General features: G+C 62.6%; 20 protein-coding genes. 10 read left to right on the top strand and 10 right to left on the bottom strand.

From position 1 onward, the window contains the following. Positions 1 to 33: 33 nt before the first annotated feature. Positions 34 to 804 (bottom strand): SDR family NAD(P)-dependent oxidoreductase, encoded by a 771-nt coding sequence (locus OVA07_RS17690; RefSeq protein ID WP_268173006.1) that lies wholly within the window; start codon positions 802 to 804, stop codon positions 34 to 36. A gap of 266 nt (positions 805 to 1,070) precedes the next feature. Between OVA07_RS17690 and OVA07_RS17695 the strand changes: the two genes are divergently transcribed. The 10 genes from OVA07_RS17695 to OVA07_RS17740 all read left to right on the top strand — a co-directional run bounded on the left by OVA07_RS17695 (position 1,071) and on the right by OVA07_RS17740 (position 8,438). Next, positions 1,071 to 1,544, top strand: coding sequence for an Lrp/AsnC family transcriptional regulator (locus OVA07_RS17695; RefSeq protein WP_268173007.1), 474 nt, complete (start codon positions 1,071 to 1,073; stop codon positions 1,542 to 1,544). A 5-nt stretch (positions 1,545 to 1,549) separates the two neighbouring features. Continuing rightward, positions 1,550 to 2,038, top strand: coding sequence for an Lrp/AsnC family transcriptional regulator (locus OVA07_RS17700; RefSeq protein WP_268173008.1), 489 nt, complete (start codon positions 1,550 to 1,552; stop codon positions 2,036 to 2,038). Between the two features lie 116 nt (positions 2,039 to 2,154). Further along, a complete protein-coding gene (locus OVA07_RS17705; protein ID WP_268173009.1) occupies positions 2,155 to 2,709 on the top strand; it encodes a flavin reductase family protein in 555 nt (184 codons plus the stop codon). Then, positions 2,706 to 3,335, top strand: coding sequence for a nuclear transport factor 2 family protein (locus tag OVA07_RS17710; protein ID WP_268173010.1), 630 nt, complete (start codon positions 2,706 to 2,708; stop codon positions 3,333 to 3,335). Before OVA07_RS17705 ends, OVA07_RS17710 begins: the two co-directional genes overlap by 4 nt. Position 3,336: 1 nt before the next feature. After that, positions 3,337 to 4,416 (top strand): alkene reductase, encoded by a 1,080-nt coding sequence (locus OVA07_RS17715; RefSeq protein WP_326493136.1) that lies wholly within the window; start codon positions 3,337 to 3,339, stop codon positions 4,414 to 4,416. 10 nt (positions 4,417 to 4,426) lie between these two features. Continuing rightward, positions 4,427 to 5,230, top strand: coding sequence for an SDR family NAD(P)-dependent oxidoreductase (locus tag OVA07_RS17720; protein WP_268173011.1), 804 nt, complete (start codon positions 4,427 to 4,429; stop codon positions 5,228 to 5,230). 114 nt (positions 5,231 to 5,344) lie between these two features. Then, positions 5,345 to 6,142 (top strand): SDR family NAD(P)-dependent oxidoreductase, encoded by a 798-nt coding sequence (locus OVA07_RS17725; protein WP_268173012.1) that lies wholly within the window; start codon positions 5,345 to 5,347, stop codon positions 6,140 to 6,142. Positions 6,143 to 6,149: 7 nt separating this feature from the next. After that, the gene (locus tag OVA07_RS17730; protein ID WP_268173013.1) at positions 6,150 to 7,322 is read left to right on the top strand and encodes an acyl-CoA dehydrogenase family protein; all 1,173 of its coding nucleotides are present in this window, start codon (positions 6,150 to 6,152) and stop codon (positions 7,320 to 7,322) included. A gap of 66 nt (positions 7,323 to 7,388) precedes the next feature. Next, positions 7,389 to 7,880: an Lrp/AsnC family transcriptional regulator gene (locus tag OVA07_RS17735; protein ID WP_268173014.1), complete on the top strand. Its 492-nt coding sequence runs from the start codon at positions 7,389 to 7,391 to the stop codon at positions 7,878 to 7,880. 12 nt (positions 7,881 to 7,892) lie between these two features. Further along, positions 7,893 to 8,438, top strand: a complete 546-nt coding sequence (locus OVA07_RS17740; protein WP_268173015.1) for an Lrp/AsnC family transcriptional regulator — start codon at positions 7,893 to 7,895, stop codon at positions 8,436 to 8,438. A gap of 9 nt (positions 8,439 to 8,447) precedes the next feature. Here the strand turns inward: OVA07_RS17740 and OVA07_RS17745 are convergent, their stop codons facing one another. The 9 genes from OVA07_RS17745 to OVA07_RS17785 are packed head-to-tail and all read right to left on the bottom strand — an operon-like array spanning position 8,448 to position 16,302. After that, positions 8,448 to 8,837: a steroid Delta-isomerase gene (locus OVA07_RS17745; RefSeq protein WP_268173016.1), complete on the bottom strand. Its 390-nt coding sequence runs from the start codon at positions 8,835 to 8,837 to the stop codon at positions 8,448 to 8,450. Positions 8,838 to 8,840: 3 nt separating this feature from the next. Continuing rightward, complete coding sequence (locus OVA07_RS17750; protein WP_268173017.1) at positions 8,841 to 9,608, bottom strand: SDR family NAD(P)-dependent oxidoreductase; 768 nt, start codon at positions 9,606 to 9,608, stop codon at positions 8,841 to 8,843. 22 nt (positions 9,609 to 9,630) lie between these two features. Next, positions 9,631 to 11,178 (bottom strand): FadD3 family acyl-CoA ligase, encoded by a 1,548-nt coding sequence (locus OVA07_RS17755; RefSeq protein ID WP_326493137.1) that lies wholly within the window; start codon positions 11,176 to 11,178, stop codon positions 9,631 to 9,633. A gap of 23 nt (positions 11,179 to 11,201) precedes the next feature. Beyond that, positions 11,202 to 12,404 (bottom strand): acetyl-CoA C-acyltransferase, encoded by a 1,203-nt coding sequence (locus OVA07_RS17760; protein WP_268173018.1) that lies wholly within the window; start codon positions 12,402 to 12,404, stop codon positions 11,202 to 11,204. A gap of 26 nt (positions 12,405 to 12,430) precedes the next feature. Continuing rightward, a complete protein-coding gene (locus OVA07_RS17765) occupies positions 12,431 to 12,808 on the bottom strand; it encodes a steroid Delta-isomerase (protein ID WP_268173019.1) in 378 nt (125 codons plus the stop codon). Positions 12,809 to 12,813: 5 nt separating this feature from the next. Continuing rightward, on the bottom strand, positions 12,814 to 13,272 hold the full coding sequence (locus tag OVA07_RS17770; protein ID WP_268173020.1) for a MaoC family dehydratase: 459 nt from the start codon (positions 13,270 to 13,272) through the stop codon (positions 12,814 to 12,816). Between the two features lie 2 nt (positions 13,273 to 13,274). After that, complete coding sequence (locus OVA07_RS17775) at positions 13,275 to 14,060, bottom strand: SDR family oxidoreductase (protein ID WP_268173021.1); 786 nt, start codon at positions 14,058 to 14,060, stop codon at positions 13,275 to 13,277. After that, positions 14,057 to 15,250: an acyl-CoA dehydrogenase family protein gene (locus OVA07_RS17780; RefSeq protein WP_268173022.1), complete on the bottom strand. Its 1,194-nt coding sequence runs from the start codon at positions 15,248 to 15,250 to the stop codon at positions 14,057 to 14,059. The genes OVA07_RS17775 and OVA07_RS17780 overlap by 4 nt, the downstream gene beginning before the upstream one ends. Continuing rightward, entirely contained in the window at positions 15,247 to 16,302 is a 1,056-nt protein-coding gene (locus OVA07_RS17785) for an acyl-CoA dehydrogenase family protein (protein WP_268173023.1), read from the bottom strand. Before OVA07_RS17785 ends, OVA07_RS17780 begins: the two co-directional genes overlap by 4 nt. Positions 16,303 to 16,311: the final 9 nt, after the last annotated feature.

A 16,311-nucleotide genomic window follows, 5' to 3' on the forward strand; every position in this document is an offset into this window, starting at 1 on the left:
GCGGATGCCCCACATCACCCGAAAGGGTTAGGGTCAGGTCAGCAGCGCACCGCCATTGACATGGATGACCTGTCCATTGATCCAGCGTCCATCATCAGACAGCAGCAGCGCCACCATTGCGGCGATATCCTCAACCTTGCCCAATCGGGTGCTGCGGGTGCCAGCAATGCAGCGATCGATCCATTCGGGCGGAACCGCGCCGCCTGCGATCATTTCAGGCGTCATCACAAAACCGGGGGCCACGCAGTTTGCGGTCATGCCCTGCTTGCCCCATTTGCTGGCAACGTGACGCATCAGCGCGTTAAGGCCACCTTTTGATGCGGCATAGGAAGGGCGCTCGGGCTCGCCCGAAATACAGGCACCTGAACTGGTATAGACGATTGCGCCGTGATCGCTTTGCATCAGATAAGGCAAGGCAGCACGGGTGCAAAGCAGGTGCCCGCGAAGGTTGACTGCAATGGTCCGGTCGAATGTGGCCATATCCAGCGAAAGCGCATCGGAATCGAGGAAGATCGTGCGCAGGTCTGCGGCATTGATGTGCGCGCCGTCCAGCCCGCCCAGCTTGGCGGCAACATCGGCAAAACAGGCGTTGACCGCGGCTTCATCGGTAATGTCGACTTCGATGGCATGGGCTTCGTGCCCGGCATCGACCATGCGCGCCGCTACGGCTTGTGCTGCGGCGAGATTGACATCAGCCACACAAACCCGTGCGCCTTCTGCGCAAAGCCGCTCGACAGTGGCGGCACCAATTCCCGTGCCCGCGCCAACGACGACGATGGCGCGGTTGAACAATCTATCAGACATTATCCCTCCAATTATAATTTTACGCGATAATTGCACAATTTATCTAGAAATATCAAATATTCGAATTTATTATTTTCCATATCTACGCATAATAACATCTTCGACAAGGCTGCTGCGCGTTGAGCCGGTCAATCCGCGGTGGAAATTCACGCAAAGTCGGGCTTTCCCTTGCGGAAAACGGCGCAGAACGCGGTTGACTGCCCGGCTTGGGCTGCGCAAACCGGCAACGCATCGGCAGTCTGTGCCCTGTGGTGCTGCGAGGTGGGATGAGTCAGGTTTTCAACTTTGACGCGACGGACGTTGCGATTATCCGTGAATTGCGGGCCAACGGGCGTGCGAATAACCAGCAGATTGCCGAGACGCTGGGGCTGACGGCGACGACGGTATCGACGCGCATCCGTCGGATGGAGGATGCCAACCAGTTGCGCGTGGTGGCCGTGTCCGACTTTTCGGCGCATGGCTTCAACGTGCTGTTGCGCATTTCGGTGTCGGTCGATGGTCGCCCGGCATCAGACGTCGCCAACGAACTGGCCGCGCTGCCCGAAGTGGTGGCAGCCCACATGGTGACCGGCGGATACGATATCGACATGCTGGTGGCGCTGCACGATTTCGATGACCTGTCGGACTTCCTGCTCGACAAGCTTTCGGGCGTTCAGGGCATCCGCACGCTGACCCCGGCCATCGTTGTCGACATCATCAAGTACCAGTTCGACGTCGCCCCGATTGAAGGAAAGGCATAACCGCCGTGGCAGTCCCCCAGCTCGACACGCTCGACACGCAACTGGTCGACATGCTTGGCCGCGATGCGCGCGTTTCCAACCGCCGCATCGCCGCAGAACTCGGCGTGACCGAAGGCACCGTGCGCGGGCGCATCAAGCGTTTGCAGCAGGACGGGTTGATCGCTTTCACCGCGATCACCGGCTTTCAGATCGAACAGCGAGCGCGCCTCGCCTTCATCAACATTCAGGCCGAAGTCGACCGCGTGCGCGAAGTGGCGCAGGTCATTTCGGACATTCCCAGCGTGAATGCCGTGCTCATCACCATGGGCCATTTCAACATCACCGCGATGTGCCTGATCGATGAACTCGATGCGCTGGTCGAACTTGCGTCCGACAAGATTCTTGCCGTGGATGGCGTCCATCACGTCGAAACATCGATTGCGGTAAAGACCATCAAGTACAACGCGCGCATGGCCAAGATCACCAAACCGACGGTCGTCTCGGACGACGATTGATCCCTACTCCTCGCACAGGCATTTTGCATTTGCGTAAAATTGCATCTATGCAATAGCGCAAATCATCAATGCCCATTCGGATTCGATCACGATCCGGTGCGTGGAGAGGAGATTTCGTGCCAGACACTGCTGCAACCCTGCCGCCCGGCGCGCTGCCCATTGATGCGCGGCTGAAGCGGGTGCTGCGTTTCATGCCCGCCCCCGTGGGTATCGTCACCAGCTTCGACCCCGACGATGGCACGCCGGTTGGCCTTGCCATGTCCGCGCTGATGCCGGTGTGTCTTGATCCGCCTTCAATGGCGATCTGCGTTAACCGTTCCGGCAGCGCGCATGACACGATGATCCGCGCAGGCCGCTTTTGCATAAACCTGCTGCACGGCGGTCAGGACGGCCACGTCGCCCCCTTTGCCGACCCCGCCGCACGCGCCGAACGGTTCAGGCAAAGCGACTGGCGGCAACACGTCCACTCTGCCCATGAAGGGGTGTGGTTCATTGATGATGCACCCGCAGCGATCTTTTGCACCATCAAGCAGCGCGTAAGCTTTGGCACGCATGACCTGCTGGTGGGCGAAGTGGACGATCTGATCTGTTCCGGCAGCGACGAAATCCTGGGTTGGGCCGACGGTGCATTGTGCCGCCCCACCCCGCTTAACCGAAAGCCTGCGCGATGACTGATGCAACTCTTCTCGCCCGTATCGACCGTCTGGAATCGCTGGACGCGATCCGCCAGCTTCCGGCCAAGTATTCGCTGGCGCTCGACATGCGCGATGGTGATGCCTGGGTGAATCTGTTCCCCGAAGACGTGCGCGTGGGCGGCGGAAAAAGCGGGCGCAAGGCGCTGCGCGACTGGTTTGACGAGACCCATTCGATGCAGTTCGATGGCACCAGCCACCACATCGGCGGCCATGTGATCGATTTCGACGATCCCGACCACGCGCAGGGCGTGGTCTATTCCAAGAACGAGCATGAATGCGGCCCCGAATGGGTCATCATGCAGATGATGTATTTCGACCAGTACGAGCGCATCGAAGGCCGCTGGTACTTCCGCCGCCGCCTGCCGCTTTACTGGTATGCCGCCGATCTGAACAAGCCGCCGGTGGGCGACCGCAAGATGCGCTGGCCGGGGGTCGCGCCTTATCACGGCAGTTTCCACGATCTGTTCCCCAGCTGGAAGACCTATTGGGAAAGGCAGGGCCAGCCCCACGATGGGCCGGTTGAGCCACCTGCACCGCTGGAAGGCTTCATCGAAGCGATGCGCCGTGGCGCGCCGCTGCCCAAGCCCCGCGTGCGGAGTTGAGATGATGACGGACCTGTTGTTTTCCTCCGTCCGCCTTGGCGCGCTGGATCTGGCCAACCGCGTGGTCATGGCTCCGATGACGCGCGACCGCGCCGGGCCGGATGATGTGCCGACCGACCTTATGGTGGAATATTACCGCCAGCGCGCCAGTGCGGGCCTGATTGTGACCGAAGGCACCCAGCCATCGCCAAACGGCAAAGGATACTGGCGCACGCCGGGCATTCATTCGCCTGCCCAAGTGGAAGGCTGGCGCAAGGTGGCCGATGCCGTCCACGGCGAAGGCGGGCGTATCGTAATGCAACTGATGCACGTCGGCCGCGCTGCCGTGCGCGCCAACAAGGCTGCGGATGCGCAAACGGTGGCCCCCAGCGCGATTGCCTGCCCCGACCCCATTCCGGGGCCGGATGGCGTGCCGGTTCCCACCGAAATGCCCCGCGCCCTTGCCGCTCACGAAATTCCCGGCGTGATCGCGGAATATGTCGCCGCCGCGCGCAATGCCCGCGCCGCCGGGATGGATGGCGTGGAACTGCACTGCGCCAGCGGGTATCTGCCGATGCAATTCCTTTCCTCCAATTCAAACCAGCGCAGCGATGTCTATGGCGGGTCGGCGGAAAACCGCGTGCGCTTTGTGGTGGAAACACTGGCCGCACTGGCCGCTGCCATCGGATCAGACCGCGTGGGCTTTCGCATCTGCCCCGGCGTGACGTTCAACGGCATGGCCGATGCCGATCCGGCCGAAACTTACACAACGCTGCTGCGCGCGGTGGAGGGTATGGGTTTGGCCTATTGCCACCTCATCCACATCCCCAACGCGGGTTTTGACGCGCTTGATCTGGTTCGCGCCAACTGGTCCGGTTCGGTGATCGAGAATTGCGGCCTTACCAACGAAACCGCCACCAAGGTCATTGCCGACGGCAAGGCCGATGCCGTGTCGTTCGGCTATGCCTTTATCGGCAACCCCGATCTGGTGGAGCGCCTGCGCACCGGTGCGCCGCTGGCCAAGGCTGACCGCACCACTTTCTACACCGGCCAGGGCGACGATGCGCGGGGCTATACCGATTACCCGACGGTTTCGGGCTGAAAGGACGCAGATGGCAAACATGCTTGAAGGGCGCGTCGCGGTGGTAACCGGCGGCGCGCAAGGGATTGGTGCGGCCATTGCGCACAGGCTTGCGGCAGAGGGCGCGGTTGTGGCCGTGCTTGATCTTTCCGAAGACAAGGCCGCCGCGCTTCTACCCGCGCCCCATATCGGTGTGGGGTGCGATGTGACGGACACTGGCTCGGTCGATGCCGCCTTTGCCAAAGTGGCGCAAAGGCTGGGGCGGGTGGACGTGCTGGTCAACAATGCCGGGATCGGAAGTGCGCCAGGCGACGGCATGGCCGAATACTACGCCGGCCAGGCTGCGCAGGCGGGCGGCGATGGGGAGGCGCATGCCGATCAGACCATCCACTGCACCGATGAAGGCTGGTCGCGCGTGCTGTCTGTCACGCTGGACGGCGCGTTTCGCTGCAGCCGCGCGGCAGTGCGGATCATGGCGACGCAGAGAACCGGCGGTGCAATCGTCAACATTGGGTCTACCGCCGCACTCGCGGGCAATGGGCCAGTGCCCTATGTTACAGCCAAGGCCGCAGTGCTGGGCATGACGCGGGCCATGGCGCGCGAGTTGGCCCCGCGCGGCATCCGCGTCAACGCGGTGAACCCCGGTGCGACCGAGACTCCGATCTATGCCCCGCTGCCCGACGAGGTGAAAGCCGCCGTTGCCGCTGACAGCGTGATGAAGCGCCTTGCCCAGCCGGACGAAATCGCAGGCGCGGTGGTGTTCCTGGCAGGCAACGATGCCAGCTTTGCGACGGGCAGCACGGTCAATATCAATGGAGGTGCGTGGTTCTCCTGACCGTTTTCCCACACATACGGATATTGAATGAATATATTTTACGCATTTGCTTGACACAATCTGCCAATCAGGCGCATTCGCGTTGAAAGCATTGGAATCGGGAGAAGCGTTGCGATGTCTCAGATCAGCCATCAGGACATGGCCGGAAAGGTCGCCATCGTCACCGGCGGAAGCGATGGTATCGGCCTTGCGACCGCACGCCTGTTGGCACGGCGTGGCGCAACCGTCATCATCTGCGCCCGACGTGAGGACAAGCTGGAGGCCGCGCGGGCCGATATCGCACAAGTCGGCACGGTCGAAGCGCACAAGCTCGACGTGTCAGACGAAGCTGCCTTCACCGCGCTGGTGGAAGATGTGGCGGCACGTCACGGTCGGCTCGACATGCTGGTCAACAATGCCATGTCGGTCCACTATGCCCCCATCGCTAATCTGCGCCTCGATCACTGGCGTAAGGACTTTGCCGTCAATGCCGATGCGGTGTTCGTGGGCACCAAGGCCGCGATGAAGGTTATGGCCGCGCAGGAACAGCAGGGCCGCCAGCGCGGCGCGATTGTCAACATCGCGTCCACTTGCGGCATTCGCGCTGCGCCCAACATGGCAAGTTATTCGGCATCCAAGGCAGCGATGGTCCACTTCACCGCCGCCGCGGCGATGGAAGGTGCCCCGCTGGGCATCCGCGTGAACGCCATCGTGCCGGGGCAAGTGCAGACTGCCGCCACGCAGGATTATGAAAGCCGCGCGCCCGATTTTGCCGCGCTGACATCAAAGGCGATCCCGATGCAGCGCGGGGGCGATCCTGAAGAACTGGCCGAAGCCATCGTCTTCATGCTGTCCGATGCGGCCAGCTATATCACCGGCACTGCGCTTCCGGTGGATGGCGGCAAGGCCGCGCAACTCTATCTGCCGGGCTGATCGCGCGATGAAGCTGGGATTTTCTGCCGCTGACGAAGCTTTCCGCGCCGAATGCGCCGACTGGTTGCAGGGCCAGATGGCGGGCGAATTCCGCGACATTCGCGGCGTCACGCAGCTTACCGCCATGCCCGAGCGGCGCAAGGAGTGGGAGCAGCAGCTTGGCGAGCACCGCTGGGGCTGCATCGGTTGGCCAGAGGTTTGGGGCGGGCGCGGAGCCAGCCTTGCCCAGCAGGTGATCTTTGCCGAGGAATATGCCCGCGCGGGCGTGCCCGGCCGCATCAACCACATCGGCGTGGAACTGGCCGGGCCAACCATCCTGACGTTCGGCACCGATGAACAGAAACGTCGCTTCCTGCCCGATATCGCGGCGGGGCGGACCATCTTCTGCCAGGGCTTTTCCGAACCCAACGCCGGATCCGATCTTGCCAGCGTGCGCACCAAGGGGCGGATCGAAGACGGTCATTGGGTGGTCAACGGCCAGAAAATCTGGACCAGCCTTGCCCACATCTCGGACTGGATCTTCGTCGTCACCCGCACGCAGGAAGGCTCTACCGGGCCAAAGGGCCTGTCGTTTCTGATGATGCCGATGGACCAGCCCGGAATCGACGTGCGGCCCATTCGCCAGATCAACGGCGATGCCGAATTCAACGAGACGTTCTTTACCGATGCACGCTGCCCCGAAGACAGCCTGATCGGCGCCCCCGGCGATGGCTGGAAGATCGCGATGGGCCTTCTGGCATTCGAACGCGGGGTTTCCACGTTGGGCCAGCAGATGGGCTTCCGCAATGAACTGGACGAGATTGTTGCCGCTGCCAAAACCAATGGCAAAGCGAACGATCCGGTCATCCGCCAGCGCATTGCCGCTGCACAGATCGGCCTGCAGCTGATGCGCTATGGCGCGCTGCGGATGCTGTCCAACACCGATCATTCGCGCATTGATGGCGCAGCGCTGACCTACAAGATCCAGTGGGCGACATGGCGGCGCAGCCTTGGCGAACTGGCAATGGACGTGCTGGGACAGGCGGGGGAAATCGCGTCGGGCGATGCCTATGAATGGGACATGCTGCCCAACCTGTTCCTGTTCAGCCGGGCCGACACGATCTATGGCGGCACCAACCAGATCCAGCGCAACCTGATTGCCGAACGCGGCCTTGGTCTACCACGCGAACCACGCGGATAACGGATTTTCGTCTATTGCGGCACATGCTTGCGTAATCTACTCCTCATTTCAAGAAGGGGACCGGATTTGAGCGACGACAAACCGCAACGCCGCCCGCGCGGCTCCGGCTTCGACGATATCGACCGCCGCATCATCGAAGTGCTTGCCCGCGATGGCCGTGCGCAGAGCACGACCATTGGCGAGGAACTGGGCCTTTCGGGCAACCTTGTGGCCAACCGCATACGCGCGATGGATGCGGGCGGCCTGATGCGCGTGGTGGCCGTTTCGGACTTCCGCATCCACGGTTATCGCATGGTCGCACGCATTCGGCTGATGGTCAGCGGGCGTCCGCCGGCCGACGTGGCGCGCGAACTGGCGGCGCGCGAAGATGTGCTGTCGGTCCACATCACATCGGGCCGCTACCCGGTGTCGTGCCTTTATGCCTTCCGCAACGCGCGCGAAATGATCGAGGCGGTGCGGCAAGCCACGGCAGACCTTGCCGGGGTTGACGATGTGGACGTCGAACTTGTCAACAACGTCTATCGTTATGTCCCGGCTGTCGGGCCGCTCGGAATCTGAAGGGATATGCCGATGCCGGTCGAGCAGCCAGAATTTCCCGCCACCGACCAGTTGGACCGCGATATCGCGCGGATGCTGGCCGAGGACGCGCGCCTTTCCTTCCGCAAGATTGCGGCAGACCTCGGCGTTACCGAAGGCACCGTGCGCGGCCGCGTAAAGCGCCTGCAGAACGCCGGCCTGCTCAAACTGATCCCCATTCTGGACATTGATCGCGCGCGTGAAGAAGGGACCAGCGATCAGGGTGGCGATCATACCCAGCACATGATGTTCGTTACCGTGAAGTGCGCCAGCGGCAAACTGGATCAGGTGCGGCGCGGCCTGCTGGCCCTGCCGCAAGTCAGCGCGCTTTATGATGCCAATGCCGCGCCGCGCCTGGTTGCGGTGTGTATCCTTGGCAACTTGCGCGAAGCTGCCGACCTGACCGACAAGGTGATCGCGCTTGATGGTATTCGCGAGGTAGAGACAGAGCTTGTCCTGCAGACGTTGAAATACAACGCCGCCATTGCCCCTATCGCCACGGTTTCAGATTCGCGCTCATCAGCGAACATTGCACAATAGCCTGCAAGATCAAGCTACGGGGCCAATGTCATCCGGTCCCCAGAATGCGCGCAGGCCGATAATTCGACCTTCTGCATCAAATTTGCAGGCATCGGCAGAACGGATGCGAAGTCGCTGTCCATCCGGCGGGGTAAAGTCGACATCGAACACCACTAGCGCTTCATCACCATGCGAACCGCGATGGGGTGCAACCGGGGTAATGCGAGTCTGGTAGGCAACGGTGTCTGCGAACCATGCGGCAATGGCTTTCCCAGTGCGGGGTTCCGATCCGATGGGATCTTCAATAACCGCATCGGGCGCAAACAGCGCCGTCACCCCCGCAGCGTCGCCCGCGTTGATACGGTCGACATAAGCCTGCAGCGTGGCCTTCATCGCAGCTTGCGTGGGAACGCGGCTCATGTCTCAGGGGCCAACCGGCAGCATGACCGGGGCGAAAGTGGACAGCAGCGCTGCGTCCAGAACCTGCGCCTGTCCGGTGATGAAACCGGCGGCGGGGCTGCACAGCCATAGCGCCACTTCGGCTACATGTTGCGCGCTGCCCATGCCGCGCAACGGCACGCGCGACAGACTTTGCGGGTCCACCATCGCCACATCGGGCGCGCCGATCAGGGGTGTTTCCACACCGCCCGGACACAGCGCGTTGATCCGCGCGCCGCGTGCTGCAAAGGCATCGACGCAGGACTTCACCAGCCCCACCACGCCATGCTTTGCCGCGCCATAGGCGGGGTTGCCGGGATGACCGACCACGCCCGCCGCCGACGCGGTGACCACCACGGCCCCGCCTTGCGCGATGACCGGTTGAACCGCCTTGATCCCGTTGAATGCACCCTTCAGATTGACCGCGATTAGCCGGTCGAACAGCGCCTCATCCACAGTGTCCAATCCCTCTGCCGCGCCATACAGCCCGGCGTTGAGGAACGCCACGTCCAGCGCGCCCGCCTCTGCCATGACTTTGGCGACCATCGCCTGATTGCTGGCGTAGTCGGCAACGTCCACCTGCACGGCAACCGCGCCATTGCCGATCTCCGCCGCAACCGCTTCGGCTCCCGCAAGGTTGAGATCTGCGCAGAACACGCGTGCGCCTTCTTGTGCAAAGCGGATCGCCGCCGCGCGGCCAATGCCCGATGCCGCGCCGGTGACCAGCGCCACTTTTCCATTGAAACGCTGCATCGCTCTCTCCTGTTAGTGTATGTTAGCGCAGGTCCGTTTTCAGCACTTTGCCCGCGGCGTTCCTTGGCAGTTCGGGTAGGATCGCAAAGGTGCGCGGCACCTTGTAATTGGCCATATTGTCGCGCGACCACGCAATGAGGTCTGCCTCGCTCGGCGCTTCGGACCCTGCCCGCAGTACGACGAAGGCCTTGCCCAGCTCGCCCATGCGTTCGTCGGGAATGCCGATGACGGCAGCCTGTGCAATCGCCGGATGCTTGGAAAGGATTGCTTCGATTTCAGCGGGATAGACGTTGAAGCCGCCGCAAATGAACATGTCTTTCTTGCGGTCGGTGATCTTGAGATAGCCTTTGGCATCGATCGTGCCGATATCGCCGGTGTGCAGCCAGCCTTCGGCGTCTATCGCCTCAGCCGTGGCCGCAGGATCATCAAGGTAGCCGCGCATCACGCCTTGGCCACGCACCCAGAGTTCGCCCGCCTCACCTGTCGGCATGTCTTGCCCGTCCTCGCCCACGCAACGCACTTGTGTGCCGGGCAGCGGGTAGCCGCAGGTGTTGGCAATGGTTTCGGCACTATCGCCCTGCCGGGTCATGGCGATGCAGCCACATTCGGTCATGCCGTATCCGTTGACGATGTTCGACATGCCAAGTTCCGCCCGCATCCGCTCTACCAGAACCGGTGGCACGGGCGCTGCACCGGTCACGGCAACGCGCAACGAGGAAAAGTCGCGCGGTTTGTCGCCCGCCAGTTCCTGCAACAGCGATTGATAGATAGTTGGCGGACCGGGGATGAAGGTGATGCGGTTTTCTTCGATCTGGCGCACCATCGCGCCCACATCGAACGTCGCCATTGGCACGATGGTAGCACCCCGCACGAGGCAGGCAGACCAGCCAGCCTTGTAGCCGAAGGTATGGAAGAACGGATTGACGATCAGGTAGCGGTCACCGGGCCGCAGATCGACGCGCACCGCCCAGTCGCCAAAGATCTGCGTGGCCTGACAATGCGCGGTCAGTGCGCCCTTGGGCCGCCCGGTAGTGCCGGATGTGAAGATGATATCGCAGATATCGTCCGGGCTGACCTGCGCGAAAACGGCATCCACTGCGGGATCGTCCGGCCCCTTTCCGCGCGCGACGAAAGCCTCGAAATCGCGGTCGAGATGGATCGTTTCGGCAAGGTCGGGCAGGTCTTCGCCCGCAATCAGCGTGGCATAGTCCTGATTGAGAAAGTCTGCCGGGGCAAACAACAACTTCGCCCGCGCCCGGCGCAGGATGTCTGCTGCCTCGTGCCCCTTGAAGCGGGTGTTCATGGGCACGATGGTGGCACCGACCGTCTGCGCACCCAGCGCGGCGAGAATCCATTCACGCGTGTTGGGTGCCCAGATCGCAATTCGATCCCCGTGGCCGACGCCGCTGGCCAGCATGGCCGACGCAGAACTGCGGGCATCGGCCCACAGTTCGGCAAAGGTCCAGGTCCGATCCCCGACGATCAATCCCGGCACATCGGGCCATTGCTCCGCCGCAGCCTTGGCCGCGCCGGGAATCGTGCGGGGCCAGTCGCCCATCGCATCGGTCATGCTGGTGGAGCCTCTCTATCCGCTCAGGCGACTTCGAACAGGCCGGCAGCGCCCATGCCGCCCGCCACGCACATCGAAACGACCACGTATTTCACACCACGCCGCTTGCCTTCGATCAGTGCGTGGCCGACAAGCCGCGATCCTGTCATCCCGAAGGGATGGCCGATGGCGATACCGCCGCCGTTGACGTTCAGCTTGTCAGGGTCGATCTCAAGCTTCTGCTGGCAATAGACGGCCTGACTGGCGAAGGCTTCGTTGATTTCGAACAGGCCGATATCGTCGATCTTCAGCCCTGCCCGGTCGAGCAGCTTGGGAATGGCGAAGACCGGACCGATGCCCATTTCATCCGCACCGCAACCCGCCACCTGAAACCCGCGATAGATGCCCAGCACCGGTCGGCCTTCGGCGCGCGCGGTATCAAGATCCATCAGCACTTGCGCCGATGCGCCATCGGAAAGCTGCGATGCATTGCCAGCAGTCACATGCTTGCCTTCGGCTATCACCTGCCCGTTTTTGAACACCGGCTTCAACCCTGCCAGCGCTTCATAGGTGGTGCCAGCGCGCACGCCTTCATCCTTGGCAAGAGTCACTTCCTCCTTGCCGGTTTCGTTGCCTTCCTTGTCGAACAGCGCCTTCGTCACCGTGATTGGCACGATCTCGTCATCGAACTTGCCTGCGGCCTGCGCGGCAGAGGCGCGTTCTTGTGAAAGCGCGGCAAAGCGGTCCTGCGCCTCGCGGCTCACGCCATAGCGTTCGGCAACGATCTCCGCCGTCTCGATCATCGCCATATAGGCGTAAGGGTCTGCTGCCTTGATGAATTCCGACCGGTTGCGGAATTGCGGCGCGTGTTTGTTGATGGTCAGCGAAATGCTTTCCATGCCGCCCGCCACGGCCACGTCGATTTCGTTGCAGATGATGCCCCGCGCAGCGAGCGCGATGGCATTGAGGCCTGATGAACACTTGCGGTCCAGCGTGAAACCCGCCGTGGTATCGGGCAGCTTCGATCCATGCACCGTCAGGCGGCCAAGGTTGTAGCTTTGCGTGTTCCAGTGGTTGCCGACACCAAGATAGACGTCATCCACCCGCGCCGGATCGATGCCCGCACGGTCCAGCGCAGCATTGACCACATGGGCCGAAAGCACCGGGGCTTCGGTATCGTTGAAGGCGCCGCGATAGGCTTTGCCGACGCCAGTGCGGGCGGTGGAAACGATGGCGGCTTCGCGCATGTCAAATCCTCTCGTGGCCTGAAATTTCAGGCAAATCCGTGCATGTTGGTCGGGCCGAAATAGGCCCGCATTTCGATAACCTTACCCGCATCGTCGAACCGGAACGTGTCGATCACATCGACGCGCTTGTCGGTTCCGTCCCAGTGCAGGTGGACGTTGAAGGCGAAGGCGGCGTAATCGCCTGCAATCCGCACCGGCCCATCCAGCTTCAGCTTTGCGCCGGTCTGCATCGATGCGGTGTAGAATGCGCGGATTGCATCGTGGCCGACATGCGGCGGGCTGCCCACCGGGTCTTCAACGCTGGCACTTTCGGCAAAAAGCGCGATCACCCGTTCGGGCGCATTTGCATCGAACGCGGCGACATATTCGTGAACGGCGGCTTCCATTGCTTTTGGATCGGGCATGGCATTCACTCCGGAAAATAGCGGCTGATGGTATCGAGCACGCAAGCGGGTCTGTCCTGTCCCTCGATCTCGATAGTTACGCGCACGACAGACTGGATCGCGCCCTTTACCTCTTCTACCGAGACGATATCGCCAGCGCCGCGAATGCGGGCGCCGACTTTTACGGGTGAAAGGAACCGCAGCCGATCTGCGCCCACATTCACCGCATGGGCGAACCCGCGCACTTCGATCAGTTGCGGCAGGAAATAGTTGACGAGGCTCATCGTCAGATAGCCGTGCGCGATGGTGCCGCCGAATGGCCCGGCTTTCGCGCGTTCCACATCGACGTGAATCCACTGATGATCGCCGGTCACTTGCGCAAAGCCGTCAACGCGGTCCTGCTCTATGGCCAGCCACTCGGTCGGCGCCAGCTTCGTGCCCTCCTTGCCGATCAGGTCGGCGGGCTTTTCGAACACAACCGGCACGCTCAGGCCCTCTGGCTCGATACCGGCACAATCTCGCCGGTCATGTAGGATGACAGGTCGCTGGCCAGAAACAGCATGACGTTGGCCACTTCCCACACTTCGGCGGGGCGGCCATAGGCTTCGGTCTTGACCAGTTCGGCAAGGCGTTTCTCGGTCGTCACTTTGGCCAGAAACGGGTGCATGGCAAGGCTGGGTGCAACCGCGTTGATGCGCACGCCATGGTCCGCCGCTTCCAGCGCAGCGCAGCGGGTAAAGGCCATGACGCCCGCCTTGGCAGCGGCATAGTGGGCCTGCCCCTTTTGTGCGCGCCAGCCGAGCACGGAGGCGTTGTTGACCATAACGCCAGACTTTTGCGCATACATCGCGGGCAGGAACGCGCGGGTCATACGAAACAGGCTGGTCAGCGTGACGTCGATCACGCGGTTCCATTGATCGTCGGTCATGTCCACGACATCCACCTCGCCACCAAGGCCAGCGTTGTTTATGAGGACATCGACCTTGCCCAGCGCCGCCAGTGCAGCATCACGCAACCCCTGCACCGCCTCTTCGCTGGTCACATCGCAGACGAACGTGGCGGGGCGTTCGCAACCGACTTCGGCGGCGATGCGGTCTGCCGCTTCGCCCAGACGACGCTCGTGAAAATCGCTGATAAGCACGCGCGCGCCTTCTTCGGCCGCACGCTTGGCCACGGCAAAACCGATGCCGGTGCCAGCGGCAGCGGTAACCACCACGGTCTTGCCTTTCAGCATTCCCAATGGCGTGGGGTAGGCAGGGACGGGAACAGTCATGCTTGGCCTCGTGGTTCGCGCGGTAGCCCTAGACCGCGTTCGGCGATCAGGTTGCGCTGGATCTGGTTGGTGCCGCCGTAAATCGTGTCGGATCGGCTGAAGAGATACATGTTGGGCAGCGCGCCCCATGCGTATTCGCTGGCGTCGGCCAGTTCGCCTGCTTGCCCCAGCACGTCCATCGCCAGTTCGCCAAGGTCGCGCCGCCAGGTGGCCCACTGGATCTTGTAGGTCAGCGCTGCGCCATCAATGGCTGAAAGATCGGTGTTGGAGAGCATCCGCAGCGCGCCATAACGCATCAGCCGCAGTCCGATTTCCGCTGCGGCAATGCGTTGGCGGATCACCGGATCCCCGCCTTTGCCGCTGGCCTTCGCCGCTGCGATCACCGCGTCCAGTTCGTTGCGAAACTGCATCTGCTGGCCCAACGTGGAAACGCCGCGTTCGAACGCCAGCAGCGCCATCGCCACTTTCCAGCCATCGCCCCGCGCGCCCAGCATCGCGTCGGCAGCGCAGCGTGCGTCGGTCAGGAAGGTTTCGTTGAACTCTGCCTCGCCGTTCATCTGGCGGATCGGGCGCACCTCGATGCCCGGCTGGTCCATGTCCATCAGCAGGAACGACAGGCCCTTTGGCCCCACCGACCCTTCTTCGCTGCGCGCCACGACGAAGATCATGTCGGAATAATGGGCCAGGCTGGTCCAGACCTTCTGGCCGTTGACGATCCATTGTCCATTTGGCCACTGCCCGTCTTCAAGCCGTGCCTTGGTCTTCACATTGGCAAGGTCGGACCCGGCATTGGGTTCGGAATAGCCCTGACACCAGATCTGAGTGCCCGCAGCGATGCCGGGTAGATAGCGGGCCTTTTGCTCCTCGGTGCCGAAGGCAAGGATAGTCGGCCCGGCCAGTTCCACACCGATGTGGTTGATGCGGTTGGGCGCGCCTGCGCGGGCGTATTCTTCGGCAAAGATCACCTGCTGCGCCAGCGTGGCGTCACGCCCGCCCCACTGCACGGGCCAACCGATGCACGACCATTTGTGGGCAGCAAGCTGCTGTTCCCATTCCTTGCGCCGGGGGATGGCATCGCACAGGTTGGGAATGCCCCGGATATCGGCAAAGGGACCGGTCATCTGCGCCTGCAGCCAGCCGGCGCATTCGGCGCGGAACGCCTCGTCCTGAGCCGAAAAGCCCAGTTTCATGCGGCCACTCCCAGCACCATCCCGGCAATCTGTTCGCGGTGCCACTGGCTGTCGCCCAGCATCGATCCGATCGACCGCGCCCGCTTGAAGAACAGGTGGGCGTCATGCTCCCACGTAAAGCCGATGCCGCCGTGAAGCTGGATCATGTTGCCCGCGCACATATGGAAGGTATCGGCACAGAACGCCTTGGCCGAATGAAGCGCCAGCCCGGCTTCGTCGCTGCCTTCGTCCACTGCGCAGGCAGCCCAGTAAACCGCCGAACGCGCCTGTTCGATCTCGATCATCATGTCGGCCAGACGGTGCTTGTAGGCCTGAAACGATCCGATCTGCCGCCCGAACTGCACGCGCTCCTTGGAATAGGCTACTGTCAGGTCAAGCGCGGCCTGCGCCCCGCCCAGCGCCTCGGCCGCAAGGCATAGCCAGCCCGTAACCTGCAGCGCATGAAGCGCGGCGGCATGATCGGCGAACGGTTCGGCAGGCGCGTTGTTCAGCGTGATCGTGGCAAGCGGGCGGGTCTGGTCCATCGTGACATGCGCAGTCACCGTCACGCCCGGCGCATTAGCCTCAACCAGCCAGCATTTATCCGCGGTCGTCAGCACCAATAGATCAGCGCTGCCACCGTGCGGCGCAAAGCGGAACGTGCCGGTCAGCGTGCCGTCGCCTGCCGCCGCGTCATTGGACCATGCACTTGTCGCGATGCTTTCCCCGGCCACCAGCGCAGGCAACCAGCGGGCGCGCTGGGCATCGGTTCCGCCCGCCACCAGCGCGTGCGCCGCGCGGGCATTGCCCAGCAGGGGCAGCGCAGCAACCTGGGCGCCCGCCGCTTCGGCAATCAGTGCGAATTCCACCATGCCAAGGCCGACGCCGCCCATCTCTTCAGGCACGCCTATTCCGGCAAGGCCGAGTTCGGTGCAGAAGGCAGCCCACAGATCGCGGTCGATGCCATCGGCAGCCATTGCCGCCCTCGTGCGTTCGCTGGTGGCGTTTTCGGCAAAAAAGGCGCGGGCGGTTTCCGCGATCATCGCCTGTTCTTCGGTGAATGCAAATTCCATATCGTTTGT

The organism is Novosphingobium sp. SL115 (assembly GCF_026672515.1).
Taxonomy (GTDB): Bacteria; Pseudomonadota; Alphaproteobacteria; order Sphingomonadales; family Sphingomonadaceae; genus Novosphingobium.

Excerpts from the sequence above, each read along its gene's own strand:
- OVA07_RS17690 (WP_268173006.1), bottom strand. The coding sequence starts at position 804 with ATGTCTGATAGATTGTTCAACCGCGCCATCGTCGTCGTTGGCGCGGGC.
- OVA07_RS17695 (WP_268173007.1), top strand. The coding sequence starts at position 1,071 with ATGAGTCAGGTTTTCAACTTTGACGCGACGGACGTTGCGATTATCCGT.
- OVA07_RS17710 (WP_268173010.1), top strand. The coding sequence starts at position 2,706 with ATGACTGATGCAACTCTTCTCGCCCGTATCGACCGTCTGGAATCGCTG.
- OVA07_RS17715 (WP_326493136.1), top strand. The coding sequence starts at position 3,337 with ATGATGACGGACCTGTTGTTTTCCTCCGTCCGCCTTGGCGCGCTGGAT.
- OVA07_RS17720 (WP_268173011.1), top strand. The coding sequence starts at position 4,427 with ATGGCAAACATGCTTGAAGGGCGCGTCGCGGTGGTAACCGGCGGCGCG.
- OVA07_RS17725 (WP_268173012.1), top strand. The coding sequence starts at position 5,345 with ATGTCTCAGATCAGCCATCAGGACATGGCCGGAAAGGTCGCCATCGTC.
- OVA07_RS17730 (WP_268173013.1), top strand. The coding sequence starts at position 6,150 with ATGAAGCTGGGATTTTCTGCCGCTGACGAAGCTTTCCGCGCCGAATGC.
- OVA07_RS17740 (WP_268173015.1), top strand. The coding sequence starts at position 7,893 with ATGCCGGTCGAGCAGCCAGAATTTCCCGCCACCGACCAGTTGGACCGC.
- OVA07_RS17745 (WP_268173016.1), bottom strand. The coding sequence starts at position 8,837 with ATGAGCCGCGTTCCCACGCAAGCTGCGATGAAGGCCACGCTGCAGGCT.
- OVA07_RS17750 (WP_268173017.1), bottom strand. The coding sequence starts at position 9,608 with ATGCAGCGTTTCAATGGAAAAGTGGCGCTGGTCACCGGCGCGGCATCG.
- OVA07_RS17755 (WP_326493137.1), bottom strand. The coding sequence starts at position 11,178 with ATGACCGATGCGATGGGCGACTGGCCCCGCACGATTCCCGGCGCGGCC.
- OVA07_RS17760 (WP_268173018.1), bottom strand. The coding sequence starts at position 12,404 with ATGCGCGAAGCCGCCATCGTTTCCACCGCCCGCACTGGCGTCGGCAAA.
- OVA07_RS17765 (WP_268173019.1), bottom strand. The coding sequence starts at position 12,808 with ATGCCCGATCCAAAAGCAATGGAAGCCGCCGTTCACGAATATGTCGCC.
- OVA07_RS17775 (WP_268173021.1), bottom strand. The coding sequence starts at position 14,060 with ATGACTGTTCCCGTCCCTGCCTACCCCACGCCATTGGGAATGCTGAAA.
- OVA07_RS17780 (WP_268173022.1), bottom strand. The coding sequence starts at position 15,250 with ATGAAACTGGGCTTTTCGGCTCAGGACGAGGCGTTCCGCGCCGAATGC.
- OVA07_RS17785 (WP_268173023.1), bottom strand. The coding sequence starts at position 16,302 with ATGGAATTTGCATTCACCGAAGAACAGGCGATGATCGCGGAAACCGCC.